This is a genomic window from Qipengyuania nanhaisediminis (genome assembly GCF_900115585.1).
GTDB classification, from domain to species: domain Bacteria; phylum Pseudomonadota; class Alphaproteobacteria; order Sphingomonadales; family Sphingomonadaceae; genus Qipengyuania; species Qipengyuania nanhaisediminis.
Genome location: NZ_FOWZ01000001.1, coordinates 729,142 through 744,414, shown reverse-complemented (window position 1 = coordinate 744,414; position 15,273 = coordinate 729,142). Strand labels below are relative to the sequence as shown.

Genomic DNA, 15,273 nt, shown 5'->3' with positions numbered 1-15,273 from the left:
AGACCCCGGCGACCGGGGGCTATCAGCTCTCGGCAGCCTCAGCGGCAGTTGCTCCTTCGATATCGGCGTCCGCCGAATTCGGGTCGACGCAGACCTTGGCGATGAGCGGCAAGTGATCGGAACCCACGTCCTCGCCGATCTCCAGCTCTTCGACCTTCACGCCGTTCTTCACGAAGATCTGGTCGAGCGGCCAACCGACGAAGGAATAGTCGGCCGGGAAAGTCGGGTAGCTGCCGCGCCCGGCGCGAGGGTCGAAATAGCCGCCCTCGCGGGCGAAGCGCGATGTCGTATCCGACCACGGCACGTCGTTGGAATCACCAATGGCCAACACATTCTCAAGCTCGTCCGGTGTCTTCGCGCCCGCCCTGGCGATATTCGCATCGCGCGTTGCGGTAGATTCACCCGGCAACGGGGGCCTGGGATGCAGACCGATCACTTCGAAGCGCGCGCCGTCGCCCATGCGAAGCGTTGCGTAGAGCGTTGGTGTGTTCGAACTGGTGTTCGCCACCATTTCGGCCCGATCGGTCCGCAACCTCGTGGCGAATGCCATCCCGTATTTATTCTCCAGCGGCATATCCAGGCGATAGGAATAGCGCGACAGCTGCGGGGCAAGCTCTTCGACCCACTTCTCGTTCGTCTCCATCAGCAGGAGAATGTCGGGGTCGACGCTATCGATCAGTTGCGCCGTGCGATCATACTGATCGTTCGATTGCAGCACATTGAAGGCGAGCACACGGGCACAGCTCATCCCGTCTACCTCGTCCGGCAGAGCGACCTGCGGCGAGGCGAGGAACGTGTAAGGCCAGAGCCGCCACAGGTTGATGCCGATGGTCAGGAAAGCCAGCACCAAGGCCGTGATCCATCGGGGCCGCGCAACGAATATCGCAGCAATCCCCAAGATTCCGGCGAGCATCATCATCGGCTCACGCAGGAAGTCGAGCATGCGGACAGCGCCGCGGTTGGTATCGTAAAGCGACACCAGCGACAGGATCAGGAAAAGCGCGAGAAATGCGAGGATTGCTTTCCCGGCAAGGCTCAGATTTTTCAAAGATATTCCCCCACAGCCTCAAAAATGGCTCGGGGTCTATACCTCGGCGCTCCGCGATTGTTCCGCTTCTGGGGGCGATCAGCCCCCCTTGCGGCTCTCCTCTGCTGCCCGGACCACCTCGTCGGGCCAGGTGACCTGAGTCTGCGTTTGCGGGTTGAACAGTTCGCCCTCGAACTGCGCCGCTTCCGCCGCCGCGATCTCCTCTGCCGTGAGGAACTCGCTCGGCTCGAGCGCGAAGATGTCGAGCCCGCGGGTAATTTCGGTCGCGTAGATACGTCCTTTATACCAGTAGGCCGACCAGTAACCGCCGGTGACCAACTGGTCCTCGTCGATCGGTCCGCGGTCGAAATAAGCGATCTCGAACGGGTTCGCCGCATCGGTGAAATCGATCACCGAAATGCCGCCCTGGTACCAGGCCTGCACGAAAATATCGCGGCCCGGGACCGGAATGATCGAGCCGTTGTGCGCGACGCAATTTTCCTTGTCGCTCTGCGGTGCGGGCAGTTTGTAGGTGCCGCGATATTCCAGCTTGCTGTCCTCAAGTGCATAGAATGCGTTGGCGCCCCAATCCATCGGATCGCCTGCCTGGCAGCGCGGACGGCCGCCCCCGCCCCACTCGTCGGTGAAGAGGACCGTGGTGCCATCATTGCTGAAAGTGGCGGAGTGCCAATAAGCGAAGCCCTTGTCGGTGACGTCGGCGATCCGGACCGGTTTACGCGGATCGGAAATGTCCATGATGATGCCATTGCCCGAGCAGGCACCGGCGGCGAGATTCTTGGCCGGGAACACCGTAATGTCGTGACACTGGTTGGTCACATTCGTTTCCTGCGTGCCTTCGCCGTGATTGCCGCCACGCCACAGGCCAGCAATTTGCCCATCGGTCGCGAAGACGCGCGGGCTATCGACGATGCGGGCCGCCGAAGGATTGGCGACCGGGATTTCGATCACGTCGATGCTGAACAGAGCGGTCTCGTCACCGGCGGTATCGAAGCATCCGGCCAGCTCCTCGTCATCACGGACATAGGATGTGCCCGAATTGTAGAGGACGATTGTCTCGTCATCCGCAGAGACGATCGAATGTGTGTGACTGCCGCGACAAGTCTGGACCAGCCCGACCTGGCGGGGCCGCGTGATGTCCGAAATGTCGAAGATGCGGATACCGCGGAAACGGTCTTCGCTTACTTTTCCATCGACACCCTGGAGGCCGCAATCGACGCGGGCGCGGCTGTCCTGAACGCTCATGACCAGAAGATCGCCGACGATGGAAACGTCACCCTGCCCACCAGGGCAAACCGTGGAACTGACAAGCTGGGGCACGCCGTCATCGCCAAGTCGGTAAGCGTTGAAGCCGTGATAGCTGCCTGCCACCAGGAGGTCGCCTGAGAAGGCCATGTCGGTATTGGCGAAGTCCAGCAGCGAGCCGCGCTTGCCGAACTGGGGCTCATCCTCTTCCTCGTCGCCGTCCTTCTTGGCCTTCTTCTCGTCATCGTCCTTTTCGATCAGCGGCTGCAATTGCGCCGGATTCTTGGGGTCGAAGAAACCCGCGGGCTTGGGCTGGGCCGCAACGAGGCGCAGGCCGGAGATTGCCTCGCCCGCGTCGCGCAGGCCGGCGGTCAGTGTCGCTCGCGGATCGCTGGACAGCTGGGCGAGCAGCGCGTTCATACGGTCGATCTCGGCCTGCTGGTCGCTGACCACGTCATTGGTGAACTCGAACATCACTGGCTCGTAGGCGCTGCCCGGGGCCTCATGCAGGGTCTTGACCATGGTGAGCGCGCCCTTGTGATGCTCGATCATCAGGCGCAGGAACTGGCGGTCGAAATCCGTTCCGCTGGATGCCGCGAGTTCAGCCATTTGAGCAGGCGTCGCCATGCCCTTCATGATCGAATGGCCCGCGTGACCTGCGTGCATGGAATGGTCCATCGCAACCGCTTCGCCGCGCGCTTCCAGCCACTCGGTCATGAAGGCGATTTCGTCCTTCTGCGTGGCGAGGATACCGGCGGCGATCTTGCTCACCGCATCGTTGCTGGTGCGATCCGGTGCAAGTTCCGCCATCTGGACCGCTTGCCGGTGGTGGGTGATCATGCCCTGCATGAACACGACATCGCCAGGCGAGTAGGAGATATCTGCAAGCGCAATCGCTTCTTCACGGTCGATTACGCGCGGTGCTTCGCCCGGCGCACCGGGCAGAACGATCGGCACTTCCTGCGCCAGTGCTGCGTGCGAAGTCGTGAGCAGCATGCCCGCAACCATGGTGCGAAGTGTCGTTTTCATGTCAGTCCTCTGCGAATCCCAAACCCTTGGCGCGCATAGTCCCGACCGCGCCGGGCGGGTCAAGCGCAAAGGCCGCGGGCACAAGTCGCTGGTCGATCATCGTCGGCAGTCCGGCGAAGTGCGCAAATGATCGGTGCTTGGCGGACCAAATCGGACGCTGGCTCGTTGGTAGGGAGGGAACCTAAAAAGCATCCGAGGAGAAACCGATGAAAGTGCCCCACAAGGCGCATGTCGCAATCGTAGACGGCGAAAGCTTCACGATCATGAGGAACACCGGCAAGCCGTTCGAGCCCAAGCTCGGCGACGCCTCGAAACCGAACCTGAACCCGAGCAATTTCAGCGCGGGAGTGCGCCACCAGGACGATATGGGCCAGCGCACCGGCGCTACCGATCTCAATGAACTGGCCCATGGCGCAGCCGCAGCGGAATGGCTCAATGCCAAGGCGATTTCCGGAGAGATCACCGACGTGCTGGTGATTGCCGATCCCAAGACGCTGGGCGAAATGCGACGCCACTATCACAGCGAACTCGAAAAGCGCCTGGTCGGCGAAATCAACAAGACCGTGACCGGCGAAACGACCGAGCAGATCGAGAAGGTTATTGCGGCTTCATAACGTCGAGAACCACCCGATCGAAAGCAACGAGCGCCCGCGCGACACATTCTGTCGCGCGGGCGCTTGCGTTTCGGCCGCAGGTTTCGTTAAGCAACGCCTAACCAAGGACTTGCTACACAGATGGACATGCGGATGAGGAAACTAGGCAAGATACTTGTTACGGCGGCTCTGGCAGTCGGTGCGGCAACTGGCGCAAATGCGCAAACCACCACCTACCAGGCGCAGTTCGACCAGATGCTCGGCACGCAAGAGCGCGCGCCGCAGACGTTCGAGGCAATTTACGAAAACGCGCTCGAGCAGACCATTGCGGAACTCGCCGATGGTTCGAAGGGCCGTATTGGTGTTGCCGCAGTCGACTTGTCGACCGGCAAGACGGTTTCGGTCCTGGGCGACCAGCTTTTCCCGATGGCGAGTACCAGCAAGATCGCCGTGGCGGCGACGTTCCTCGAAGGCGTCGAGAAGGGCAAATGGAGCCTGACCAGCGAGTTTCCGCTGCTGCTTCCGCGCCGCTCCGCGAAATTCTCCAGCCCCCGTGCACCGGTCTACGAAGGCCAGTACATGAAGGCGATCGACCTGATCGAAATCATGATCACCCGTTCCAGCAACCCGGCAACCGACGCGCTGCTGCGTGTTGTGGGCGGACCTGAGGCGGTCAATGACTGGATGCGCAGGCAGGGTATCGATGAATTCAGCATCGATCGGGACATCGCCACCCTCGTGCGCGACGATGGCGAATATGACCCGGCCCAGCATATCGACCCGCGCGATGCCGCGACCCCCAAGGCGATGCTCGAACTCCTGACCGGCCTCTACCAGGGCAAGTACCTGTCGTCAGAAAGCCGTCGCGTTCTACTGGGCGCTATGAGCCGTACGCGGACAGGGAAGCGCCGTATTCCGGCCCTCATGCCCGCCAGCGTGAAGGTAAGCCACAAGACGGGTTCGCTGAACAACACTTCGAGCGACGTCGGCATTCTCGAGACCCCGGATGGACGCGCCGTCGCGGTCGCCATCTATGTGACCGGCCAGGGCTCGCGCCTCAATCGCGAAGCGAAGATCGCACAGATCGCCCGCGCCCTGCACGATGGGTATTCCGCCCAGAGCGGCCAGCGCAAGCGCGTGTGGACCAACGCGGAACACAACGGCGGCTAATCCCCTCACGGGCATCGAAAAGCGAGCGGACACGAAAAAGGGCGGCGCCTTGCGGCACCGCCCTTCTTGTTTCGTCGGTTAACCGGCGAAGCGTGCTGGATTAGTCAGCAGCAGCTTCAGCTTCGGTTTCGCCTTCGACTTCAGCTTCGACTTCAGCAGCAGCTGCGTCAGCTTCAGCAGCAACTTCTTCACCAGCTGCTTCCATGGATTCGCCAGCGGCTTCCATGTTTGCTTCTGCGTCTGCAGCAGCCGAGTCAGCGGTGTCAGCAGCTGCGTCTTCGGTAGCTTCCGAGCAAGCAGCGAGCGAGAGAGCAGCAGCCGAAGCAGCAGCGAAAAGAGCGATCTTACGCATAAAGATAATTCCTTAAACAGCGAGTTTATGGGCCGGGGAATCGGTATTCCGTCCCCCGACGCAAGGTCCGAATTCGGGCCTCACAGTGTCTAAATAATGGCGGGATTGTGGCGCTGCAAGCGAATTCGCCACATTCATGCCCGATTTGCCATCGATTTGCCGGATTTCCGCCACTTCCCGGCCACATTTTTTCGTGTGCTTTGCGCTCCCCAAAGTGTCGACTCGCTGCTAGTCACCGTTGCAATGGCCGATAAAAACCACCTCTATCTTGTCGACGGATCCGCCTACATATTCAGGGCGTACCACCGCTTGCCTCCCCTGACCGATCCGGAAGGCACCCCGGTCGGCGCAGTTTACGGCTACACGACCATGCTGTGGAAGCTGGCCGAAGATCTCGACAAGGCAGACGGCCCCACCCACCTTGCGGTGGTGCTCGACAAGTCGAGTCATTCCTTCCGCAACGAAATTTACGACCAGTACAAGGCCAACCGGCCCGATCCGCCGGAAGACCTCGTTCCGCAATTCCCGCTGATCCGCGATGCGACCCGTGCGTTCTCCTTGCCCTGCATCGAAGAACCGGATGTCGAGGCGGACGACATGATCGCTTCCTACGCCCGCGCCGCGCAGGCCCAGGGGTGGGACGTCACCATCGTTTCCTCCGACAAGGACCTCATGCAGCTTGTCGGCGAAGAAAACGGGGCGAGGATCGACATGCTCGATACGATGAAGAACGCCCGCATCTATATCGAGGAAGTCGAGGAGAAGTTCGGCGTTCGCCCCGAGAAGGTCGGCGATGTCCTCGCGTTGATGGGTGACTCGGTCGACAACATCCCTGGCATCTTCGGGGTCGGCCCCAAGACCGCCAGCAAGCTGATCGCCGAACACGGCGACCTGACGTCCGCGCTCGATGCTGCCGAAGACATGAAGAAAAGCAAGCTCAAGGAACGCCTGATCGAGCATCGCGAGGATGCCGAACTCAGCCGCGTGCTTGTGACGCTTAAGGAAGACTGCGGTCTTCCAGTCGAGCTTGACGACATGAAGCTCGACGGCGTGCCGAGCGAGCCGCTTGCCGCTTTCCTCGAAAAGCACGGCTTCACCAGCCTCTTGCGCCGCCTAGAAGCCGGTAGCGGGAGCCCGGGCAAGTCGAATGATCTCAATCCCGCCAAGCAGGAAACTGCCGGAGCCGCGTCGGCGCCCGAAGGTTCCGTCCAGCCGCTGCCCGAGATGCCTGCTGTCGACCGGTCGACCTATGAGTGCGTGCAGTCGCTCGACCGGCTCGAGGACTGGATCGCCCGCGCCCAGAAGGCTCGCCTGCTGGCAGTCGATACGGAAACCAGCGCGCTCGACAGCATGGCCGCCGATCTCGTCGGCATCAGCCTTGCGATCGGCCCGAACGAGGCGTGCTATATCCCGCTCGCCCATGGCGGATCGGATATGTTTGCCGAGAAGCCAGACCAGATCGGTCTCGACGAAGCGCTGGACGCGCTGCGACCCCTGCTCGCGTCGGATGCGGTCATCAAGGTCCTGCACAACGGCAAATACGACCTCAACGTCCTTTCGCGATACGACGTTGCCGTATCGCCGGTCGAAGATACCATGGTCATCAGCTTCGATCTCGATGCCGGTCGCGGGCTCGACGGGATCGGCGGTGGTCACGGCATGGACGAATTGGCGGATCGCCACCTTTCGCACACCTGCCTCACGTTCAAGGAAGTCTGCGGCACGGGCAAGAAAGCGATCCCCTTCGGCGAGGTTCCGCTCGACAAGGCGACCGAATATGCAGCCGAGGATGCCGATGTAACGTGGCGCCTTTACCAGCACCTCAAGCGCCGCCTCCCGCAGGAGGGCGGCACGGCGATTTACGAGCGGGTCGATCGCCCGCTCGTGCCGGTCGTCGCGCGCATGGAACAGCGCGGTATCAAGGTAGACCGCGCGCGGCTCGCCGGACTGTCGCAGGAATTTGCGACCGAAACCGGGCGACTGGAAGGCGAGATTCACGAGCTTGCGGGCAAGGAGTTTACCGTCGGCAGTCCCAAGCAACTGGGCGACGTGCTGTTCGATACCCTAGGATACAAGGGCGGCAAAAAGGGCAAGAGCGGCCAGTATTCGACGGATCAGTCGGTGCTGGAGCGGCTGTCGGGCGAAGGCGCCAAGATTGCCGACAAGGTGCTCGAATGGCGGCAGCTCACCAAGCTCAAGTCGACCTACACCGATGCTCTTCAGGAAGCGATCAATCCGAAGACCGGCCGCGTCCATACCAGCTATAGCCTGGTCGGCGCGCAGACCGGGCGCCTGTCATCGACCGATCCGAACCTGCAGAACATTCCGATCCGCACGGCGATCGGCCGCCAGATCCGCGAAGCTTTCGTGGCTGAGGAAGGCAACGTCCTGCTCGCCGCCGACTATTCGCAGATCGAACTTCGCCTTGCTGCGCACATGGCCGATGTCGGTCCGCTCAAGGATGCTTTCGCCAATGGCGAAGACATCCACGCCCGCACCGCAACCGAGATGTTCGGTGAAGTGACGCGCGACACCCGCGCACGGGCAAAGACGATCAATTTCGCGATCCTTTACGGCATTTCGCGCTGGGGGCTGGCCGGCCGCCTCGGCGTCGAACCCGACGAAGCGCAGGACATGATCGATACCTATTTCCAGCGTTTCCCGGGCATCCAACGTTACATCATGGAAACCCTCGAGACGGTACGGGAGCGAGGATATTCAGAAACGCTTTTCGGTCGCAAGACGTGGTTTCCCCGGATCGGCTCAAAGAACCAGGCGGAACGGCAAGGAAGCGAGCGAGCGGCCATCAACGCTCCGATCCAGGGGACCAGCGCGGATATCATCAAACGCGCGATGATCCGCATGGAAGATGCCTTGGCCGACGCGGGATTGGAGAAGGTCAAAATGCTGCTTCAGGTGCATGACGAACTCGTCTTCGAATTGCCTGAAGGCGATGTCGCCAAGGCGTCCGAGGTGATCGAAGAAGTGATGTCCAGCGCGGCCCGGCCAGCCGTTACGCTCGACGTGCCTCTCGGTGTCGAAATCGGCACCGGCAAGAGCTGGGACGCAGCACATTGAAGGATTTTGCCGCCCTAGTGCGCCGCGGACAGCGCTGGCCGAATGCGGTCCTTTCGCTGATCATTTTCGGTGCGATGTTCGCCCTGATTTTCCTCGTCTACCAGACGCTGGAAGGCGAGCGCCGCGAACGCGAGCAATCCCGCCTGACGGCCAGCGTCCTGGCCGAATTACAGGAAGTGGAATATGCCGCACTCAATGCCGAAACCGGCCAGCGCGGCTATCTGATCACATTGGATCGACGCTACCTGTCGTCCTACCAGCAGGGTAGCGAACAGATCGAACCGTCACTGAGGCGCCTGCGCGACCTGCTGGGCGATGAGACCACGGTCCGCCAGGCTGAACTGCTCGACCAGATCGACTCTCTTGCGCGGGCGAAGTTCTCCGAAATGGAGGAATCGGTCATGCTGATCGAGGATGGACGTCTTCTCGACGCGCGTCGTTCGATCCTTTCCGATGAAGGCCAGGAAGCGATGGAACGCCTGCGCAGGGCGGTCGACGAAATGCGCGTGATCGAGCGCCAGATACTGGCGCGGCAAGCCGCCGACACAGCCCGCCTCGAAGCGCGCATCCTGCCGCTATTGGGCGGTCTCATCATCCTGATCCTCGTAGCGATCCTGCTCGGCGCGAGACTCGTTTCCCGAGCAGCGCGCGCCGAGGCCGAGGCGGCGCAGGCGGCGGCAGTGGGCGAAGCGCGCGACCGCGCCGACCTGCTCGCTCGCGAACTCAATCACCGCGTGAAGAACCTGTTCGCGGTGGTGCTTGCCATCGTCCAGATGAGTGCACGCGACAAACCAGAAGCAAAGCCCGTGACGGACAGTATTGCCGAGCGTATCCGCGCGCTGCTGACCGCGCACGAGGTAAGCCAGGGGGCGCTGGACACCCAATTGGCGTCCCTGGAGGCGCTGATCGACACTTCGCTGGCGCCTTACAGGTCATCGACCCAGACAGCGAACATCGACGGGCCGGAGGTCCTGCTGCCTGCCAAACGGATCACTCCGCTTGGCCTCGTCTTCCATGAGCTGACGACGAACGCGGTCAAGTACGGCGCCTGGGCCCATGGTGGAACGATCGACGTCAGCTGGACCCGCAAGGATGACAGGATCAAGCTCGTCTGGCGTGAAACCGGCGTGCCGCTCGACGGTGAACCGGACCGCAAAGGCTTCGGCAGCCTGCTGATGAACAGTGCCGCACGTCAATTCGGCGGCACGGTGGAGCGCGATTTCACCAAGGACGGGCTGATCGTCACCATCGACTTGCCGGTCGAACAGGGCGCGACTTCGCTTGCAAGCGATCCGGAGGCTCCCTAGTTGCTCTCTCGCATGCTCGAACGTTACGATCCGCGAAACTGGCCCATTTCGTACGAGGGCCTACTCCACACGGGTATTGTTCTGACGGCGGCGGTCATTCTCGCGCTGGTCCTGCACTACCTCGTCTTCGCCGCGCTACGCAGGTTCACCAAGACTTCGGACAGCCAGATCGACGACGTCATCGTCGAACGCGTGCGCAAGCCGTTGCGCTGGGCGATCATCGGCTTTGCCATCTCCATTGCTGCGGAAAACGATCATCTCGTCGGGGATGGTTGGGACGTCTTCAGCTCGTTCCTGACGCCTTTCGTGCTCGGCTGGGTCGCCTATTCGCTGGTGAAGGGATTTGCAGCCGGGTATTCACGCCAAGTCGAACTGACCGGCGACGAGGTCGCCACACGGTCCCTTCGCACCCGCATCTCCATCCTGTCGCGCACCGCGACCTTCGCGATCGTCATCATCACCATATCGCTGGTCATGCTGAGCATTCCCGGCGTCGCAAAAGTCGGGACAACCCTGCTTGCATCGGCCGGTCTCGCCGCACTCGCTATCGGTGCCGCGGCGCAGCCGGCCCTGAAATCGCTCATCTCCGGCCTGCAGATGGCCCTGACCCAGCCCCTGCGCATCGGCGATCTCGTCAAGGTCGAAGGCCAGGCCGGTCGCGTCGAGGAAATCCGCATGAGTTTCGTGACCGTGCGCACATGGGACGAACGGGTACTGGTGGTACCCACTTCCGTATTCCTCGAGAATGCGTTCGAAAACTGGTCACGCGTCAGCGAGAAGTTGACCGGTCCCGTGATGCTGCATCTCGATCCGGCGACCAAGGTCGAACCGATCCGCGAAGAATTCGAACGCTTCGTGAAGGCGCATCCGCTGTGGGATGGGCGCAACGTCGCCCTGTTGATGACGGAAGCCTATCCCGAAAGCATCGAACTGCGCCTTTCGATGAGCGCAGAGACGATCGGGGACCTGTTCAACCTGCGCTGCGCCACCCGCGAGCACATGGTGGAATGGCTACGCGAGAACCAGCCGGGCGCGCTTATCCGGCACCGCCTTGAAGTAGAAGCGGCAAACCAGCGGGTGATGGGCGGCTGAGCGACGCCCACCACCGCTCGGCTCAGTGTTTCTGGTCGCGGGTACTCTCGACCATCCCTTCGTGAATAAAGCCGATCGGCTGCACCTCTGCTGCCCGCTTCTTCAATTCGCCCCGCATCTTGCGATACTCTGCTTCCATCTTGGAAGTTACCGTGGCGCGGCTGTCTTTCAGGGCTTCGGCAAAATCGGCTGCCGTGACTTCCTGCACATCGCCGCCCGCCCGCTGGAGCGCGTTGAGACCCGCACGGCGAACCACGTCTTCGAGGTCGGCGCCGGTGAAGCGCTCCGTCTTGCCGGCAACGTCGGTCAGGGAGACGTCCTCGGCTAGCGGCATGTTGGCCGTATGGATGCCGAGGATCTGTTCCCGGCCCGGCTTGTCGGGCGTGCCGACATAAACGAGTTCGTCGAAACGACCGGGTCGCAGCAGGGCAGGATCAACCAGCGTCGGCCGGTTGGTGGCCCCGATGACGACGACCGACTGGAGTTCTTCCAGCCCGTCCATTTCGGCAAGAATGGTGTTCACCACGCGGCCCGTGACCTGTGGTTCGCCCTGCCCGCTTCCGCGCGCGGGGACGAGGCTGTCGATCTCATCGATAAAGATCACGCAGGGTGCGACCGCACGTGCGCGTTTGAACATGCGGGCAATCTGTTGTTCGCTCTCGCCATACCATTTCGACAGCAGGTCCGAACTCTTCATCGAGATGAAATTAGCCTTGGCCTCCTTCGCCACGGCTTTGGCAAGGAGGGTCTTGCCAGTGCCGGGAGGACCATAGAGCAGGAAGCCCTTGGCGGGCCTGATCCCGAGGCGACGGAAAGCGTCGGGATTCCTCATCGGCAATTCGATGCCTTCCTTCAGCTTCTCGATGGCATCGCCGACGCCGCCGATATCGCTCCACCCGACATTGGGCATCTGGACCATGACTTCGCGCATTGCCGAAGGCTGGATGCGCTTGAGGGCTTCGAGAAAGTCCTCGCGCGTGACGCATAGCTCGTCGAGCACTTCTGGCGGGATAGTCCGTTCATCAAGGTCGATCTTGGGCATGATGCGGCGCACGGCATCGATGGCCGCTTCGCGTGCAAGCGCGGCGATGTCCGCGCCAACGAAGCCGTAGGTAGCCTTCGCCAGTTCCTGCAGGTCGACCCGATCGCCGAGCGGCATGCCGCGCGTATGGATGCCAAGAATTTCGCGACGCCCCTGTTCATCGGGAACACCGATTACGATCTCGCGATCGAAGCGGCCCGGCCGCCGCAGCGCTTCGTCGATCGCGTCTGGCCGGTTGGTCGCGGCGATCACCACGAGATTCAAGCGCGCTTCCAGTCCGTCCATCAGCGTGAGGAGCTGGGCGACAAGGCGCTTCTCGGCCTCGCCCGGCACGCGGTCGCGTTTCGGCGCAATGGAGTCGATCTCGTCGATAAAAATGATCGCAGGCGCCGACTTGGTAGCTTCCTCGAAGACCTGGCGAAGCGCCTTTTCGCTTTCGCCATAGCCGGAGCCCATGATTTCCGGACCGTTGATGGTGAAGAAATTCGCATCGCTTTCATTGGCGACGGCCTGCGCAAGACGGGTCTTGCCGGTTCCGGGCGGGCCGTGGAGCAGCACGCCCTTGGGCGGATCGACGCCGAGGCGGGTGAAGAGTTCTGGATAGCGCAGGGGCAGTTCGACCATCTCGCGCAATTGCTGGATGGTCTCGCCCATGCCGCCGACATCGTCATAGTTGATGATCGCCCTGGCGTCGCGCGGTTCTTCGAATTCCGCACGCAGTTCCACCTCTGTATTCTCGTCGATATGGACGATCCCCTTGGGGCTGGTCGAAACGACCGACAGCCTGATCTGGGTCAGCGCATAGGCAGGCGCATTGAACATGCGGCGCACTTCCTGAGGCATGTTCTGCACCGGCTGCTGTCCGGTCGTGGCGACGAGGTCACCGGCCATGATGGGCTTCTGGAAAAAATTGCGCTTCAGCGCTTGAGCCGGCCCCTGGAGGCGCATCTCGCGGTTGGCCGGCGCGAAGATGACCCGTGTCGCAGGCCGCGATTCCGCAGCGACCACTTTGACATGCTCGCCTGAACCGACTTCCGCATTGCCGCGCTGCAGGCCATCGAGGCGGATCACGTCGAGCGACTGGTCCTCGTCGTAAGCGGCCATCGCAATCGCAACGGTGTCGCGCTTGCCGGTGATCTGCACGGTGTCGCCTTCGGTGATGCCGAGAGCCTGGAAAGCGGAGCGCGGCATGCGCGCGATACCCTGGCCGCTTTCTTCCTGGCGTGCTGCGGCGACCTGAAGTCTTACCGTCTTCTCATCCACCGCAGTCGCTGCATCGGCATCGGCCATCCGGAAACTCTCCCTTGCATCAATTCGAATTCGTCATGCCAGAAATGGGCACAGGACACGAAACTGCAATGAGCGAAGCGCCCGAGGGGTCCGAAAAGGGGCCAACCGCAAGCAAGAAAAAACCCGGCTGGTATTCCGAGGAATGACCAACCGGGTCTGAAAGTCTTGGGAGAGGATGCCTGAAAGGCACGCCTGCATATGCTCTCGTCGCGCAAATTGTGCAAATGCGAAAAGAACAAGGTTTGTTGCGTCAAACGCAACTAAAGGGGGGTGATATGGAGAAAACCAATTTGTTTTCATAAGGATACACACGCCCCACCAGTCGGCGTTTGTATTGCAATGCAGCATTGCGTTGGCGATCCCGCAGAGCCCAATTCCACGACGTGACACTGTCGGATGAAGCGGTTAGATGGCGATGCATGAAGAAACTCTACCCAGACGCCGCCTCGGCCCTCGACGGGCTTCTCAAGGACGACATGTTGATTGCCAGCGGCGGTTTCGGCCTATGCGGCATACCCGAGCGACTGCTCGCGGCGATCCGCGAGAGCGGCGTGAAGGGTCTGACCTTCGCCAGCAACAATGCCGGCATCGACAATGAAGGCATCGGCATGCTGCTACGCACGCAGCAGGTGAAGAAGATGATCTCTTCCTACGTGGGAGAGAACAAGGAATTCGAGCGTCAATTCCTCTCCGGCGAACTGGAGGTCGAGTTCTGCCCCCAGGGCACCCTGGCAGAACGCATGCGCGCCGGCGGCGCTGGCATCCCGGGTTTCTACACCAAGACGGGCGTTGGCACGCAGGTCGCCGAGGGCAAGGAAGTAAAGACTTTCGACGGGGAGGATTACATCCTCGAACGCGGGATCTTCGCCGATCTCGCCATCGTCAAGGCATGGAAGGCGGACGAAACGGGCAACCTCGTTTTCCGCAAGACAGCGCGTAACTTCAACCTGCCCGCCGCGACCTGCGGCAAGACCTGCGTGGTTGAGGTCGAAGAGATTGTGCCGACCGGCAGCCTCGATCCCGACTGCATCCACCTGCCTGGCGTCTACGTCCAGCGCATGATCGTGGGAGCACCCTACGACAAGAAGATCGAATTCGTGACGACGCGTGAGAGGGCCGAAGCATGATGCGCACAATCATGACCTCGATTGCGGCGCTTGCGCTGGCCGGTTGCGCCACCACCCCCGCTCCGCAAGCGCCGGTCGCCTCGGCCGATGCGCCCGACACGATGCAATGGCTCTACGGCTCCGGCGAAGCCGCCGGTGCCTCCATCCAGGCGTGGCGCAATATCGCCGACTACGCGATCGCCCGTTCGCGTGAGCGCCGCACCCCGCAGTCGGTCACCATGGGCATCGGCGGCAAGATCGCAGGACCTGCAAGCTGTGCGCTGGGCGAAAGCTGGAAGCCGCTGGCAGTCGTCTTCGACGTCGACGAGACCGTCATCCTGAACCAGGGGTATGAATACTGGACGACCGTCACCGGCAATTCCTTCTCCAAGGAAAGCTGGGAAAAGTGGGAGAAGACGGGCGCCAGCTATATCCGCCCCGTCCCCGGCGCGGTCACGGGCATCCGCCGCCTTCGCGAAGCGGGCATCACCCCGGTCTTCAACACCAATCGCGAATTCAGTCCCGAAGGCGCCGCGCGCGCGATCGCGGCCGCAGGCCTTGGCGAGGCGGTCCACCGCGACACGCTGTTCCTGCGCGGCGACGACGGCGTGAACAGCGGCGACAAGGATGGGCGCCGCGCTCTCATCGCGGAGCGCTATTGCGTTGTGGCACTGGCCGGGGACAATCTTGGCGACTTCGCCGACGTCTTCAACGACGATGCGCGCACCCCGCTCGAGCGCCGCGAACTGGCTGCACGTGGCGATCTTGCGCAACTGTGGGGCAATGGCTGGTTCGTCCTGCCCAACCCCGTCTACGGATATTCGCTGAAAGGCACGGTGGAGCAGGTCTTCCCCGAAGGCACCCGCTGGTCGCCCGAAACCGTACCCTCCGACGCCCCGGCAATCATGAATGAAGGCAATTGAT

Annotated in this window: 11 protein-coding genes; 7 read left to right on the top strand and 4 right to left on the bottom strand. The window is 61.9% G+C overall.

All coding sequences use genetic code 11. The features are described 5' to 3' along the window. Nucleotides 1–22: 22 nt before the first annotated feature. Nucleotides 23–1,048, bottom strand: a complete 1,026-nt coding sequence (locus tag BM173_RS03810) for an endonuclease/exonuclease/phosphatase family protein (RefSeq protein ID WP_090477420.1) — start codon at nt 1,046–1,048, stop codon at nt 23–25. 78 nt (nt 1,049–1,126) lie between these two features. Beyond that, nucleotides 1,127–3,319 (bottom strand): DUF305 domain-containing protein, encoded by a 2,193-nt coding sequence (locus tag BM173_RS03805; protein ID WP_090477418.1) that lies wholly within the window; start codon nt 3,317–3,319, stop codon nt 1,127–1,129. 206 nt (nt 3,320–3,525) lie between these two features. On the opposite strand from BM173_RS03805, the gene BM173_RS03800 reads away from it, so the two are divergent. Beyond that, a complete protein-coding gene (locus tag BM173_RS03800; protein WP_090477417.1) occupies nt 3,526–3,933 on the top strand; it encodes a baeRF12 domain-containing protein in 408 nt (135 codons plus the stop codon). 126 nt (nt 3,934–4,059) lie between these two features. Further along, a complete protein-coding gene (locus tag BM173_RS03795) occupies nt 4,060–5,082 on the top strand; it encodes a serine hydrolase (RefSeq protein ID WP_090478488.1) in 1,023 nt (340 codons plus the stop codon). 100 nt (nt 5,083–5,182) lie between these two features. On the opposite strand, the gene BM173_RS03790 is transcribed toward BM173_RS03795, so the two are convergent. Beyond that, nucleotides 5,183–5,434: a hypothetical protein gene (locus tag BM173_RS03790; RefSeq protein ID WP_090477415.1), complete on the bottom strand. Its 252-nt coding sequence runs from the start codon at nt 5,432–5,434 to the stop codon at nt 5,183–5,185. A 243-nt stretch (nt 5,435–5,677) separates the two neighbouring features. On the opposite strand from BM173_RS03790, the gene polA reads away from it, so the two are divergent. From polA to BM173_RS03775, 3 genes are read left to right on the top strand one after another with little or no spacing between them, the layout of a single operon-like run. Next, nucleotides 5,678–8,512, top strand: a complete 2,835-nt coding sequence (gene polA, locus BM173_RS03785; RefSeq protein ID WP_090478486.1) for a DNA polymerase I — start codon at nt 5,678–5,680, stop codon at nt 8,510–8,512. Beyond that, entirely contained in the window at nt 8,509–9,819 is a 1,311-nt protein-coding gene (locus tag BM173_RS03780; RefSeq protein WP_090477412.1) for a sensor histidine kinase, read from the top strand. Before polA ends, BM173_RS03780 begins: the two co-directional genes overlap by 4 nt. Nucleotides 9,820–9,831: 12 nt before the next feature. Next, complete coding sequence (locus tag BM173_RS03775; protein ID WP_090477411.1) at nt 9,832–10,911, top strand: mechanosensitive ion channel family protein; 1,080 nt, start codon at nt 9,832–9,834, stop codon at nt 10,909–10,911. A gap of 22 nt (nt 10,912–10,933) precedes the next feature. Here the strand turns inward: BM173_RS03775 and BM173_RS03770 are convergent, their stop codons facing one another. Beyond that, nucleotides 10,934–13,243 (bottom strand): CDC48 family AAA ATPase, encoded by a 2,310-nt coding sequence (locus tag BM173_RS03770; protein WP_090477409.1) that lies wholly within the window; start codon nt 13,241–13,243, stop codon nt 10,934–10,936. Nucleotides 13,244–13,662: 419 nt separating this feature from the next. On the opposite strand from BM173_RS03770, the gene BM173_RS03765 reads away from it, so the two are divergent. Both BM173_RS03765 and BM173_RS03760 read left to right on the top strand, forming a co-directional pair. After that, complete coding sequence (locus tag BM173_RS03765; protein ID WP_090477407.1) at nt 13,663–14,370, top strand: CoA transferase subunit A; 708 nt, start codon at nt 13,663–13,665, stop codon at nt 14,368–14,370. Then, the gene (locus BM173_RS03760; protein ID WP_090477405.1) at nt 14,367–15,272 is read left to right on the top strand and encodes a 5'-nucleotidase, lipoprotein e(P4) family; all 906 of its coding nucleotides are present in this window, start codon (nt 14,367–14,369) and stop codon (nt 15,270–15,272) included. The genes BM173_RS03765 and BM173_RS03760 overlap by 4 nt, the downstream gene beginning before the upstream one ends. The last annotated feature ends 1 nt before the right edge of the window (nt 15,273 follow it).

Coding starts and splice junctions, on each gene's coding strand:
- BM173_RS03805 (WP_090477418.1), bottom strand. CDS start 3,319: ATGAAAACGACACTTCGCACCATGGTTGCGGGCATGCTGCTCACGACT.
- BM173_RS03800 (WP_090477417.1), top strand. CDS start 3,526: ATGAAAGTGCCCCACAAGGCGCATGTCGCAATCGTAGACGGCGAAAGC.
- BM173_RS03795 (WP_090478488.1), top strand. CDS start 4,060: ATGCGGATGAGGAAACTAGGCAAGATACTTGTTACGGCGGCTCTGGCA.
- BM173_RS03790 (WP_090477415.1), bottom strand. CDS start 5,434: ATGCGTAAGATCGCTCTTTTCGCTGCTGCTTCGGCTGCTGCTCTCTCG.
- polA (WP_090478486.1), top strand. CDS start 5,678: ATGGCCGATAAAAACCACCTCTATCTTGTCGACGGATCCGCCTACATA.
- BM173_RS03775 (WP_090477411.1), top strand. CDS start 9,832: ATGCTCGAACGTTACGATCCGCGAAACTGGCCCATTTCGTACGAGGGC.
- BM173_RS03770 (WP_090477409.1), bottom strand. CDS start 13,243: ATGGCCGATGCCGATGCAGCGACTGCGGTGGATGAGAAGACGGTAAGA.
- BM173_RS03765 (WP_090477407.1), top strand. CDS start 13,663: ATGAAGAAACTCTACCCAGACGCCGCCTCGGCCCTCGACGGGCTTCTC.
- BM173_RS03760 (WP_090477405.1), top strand. CDS start 14,367: ATGATGCGCACAATCATGACCTCGATTGCGGCGCTTGCGCTGGCCGGT.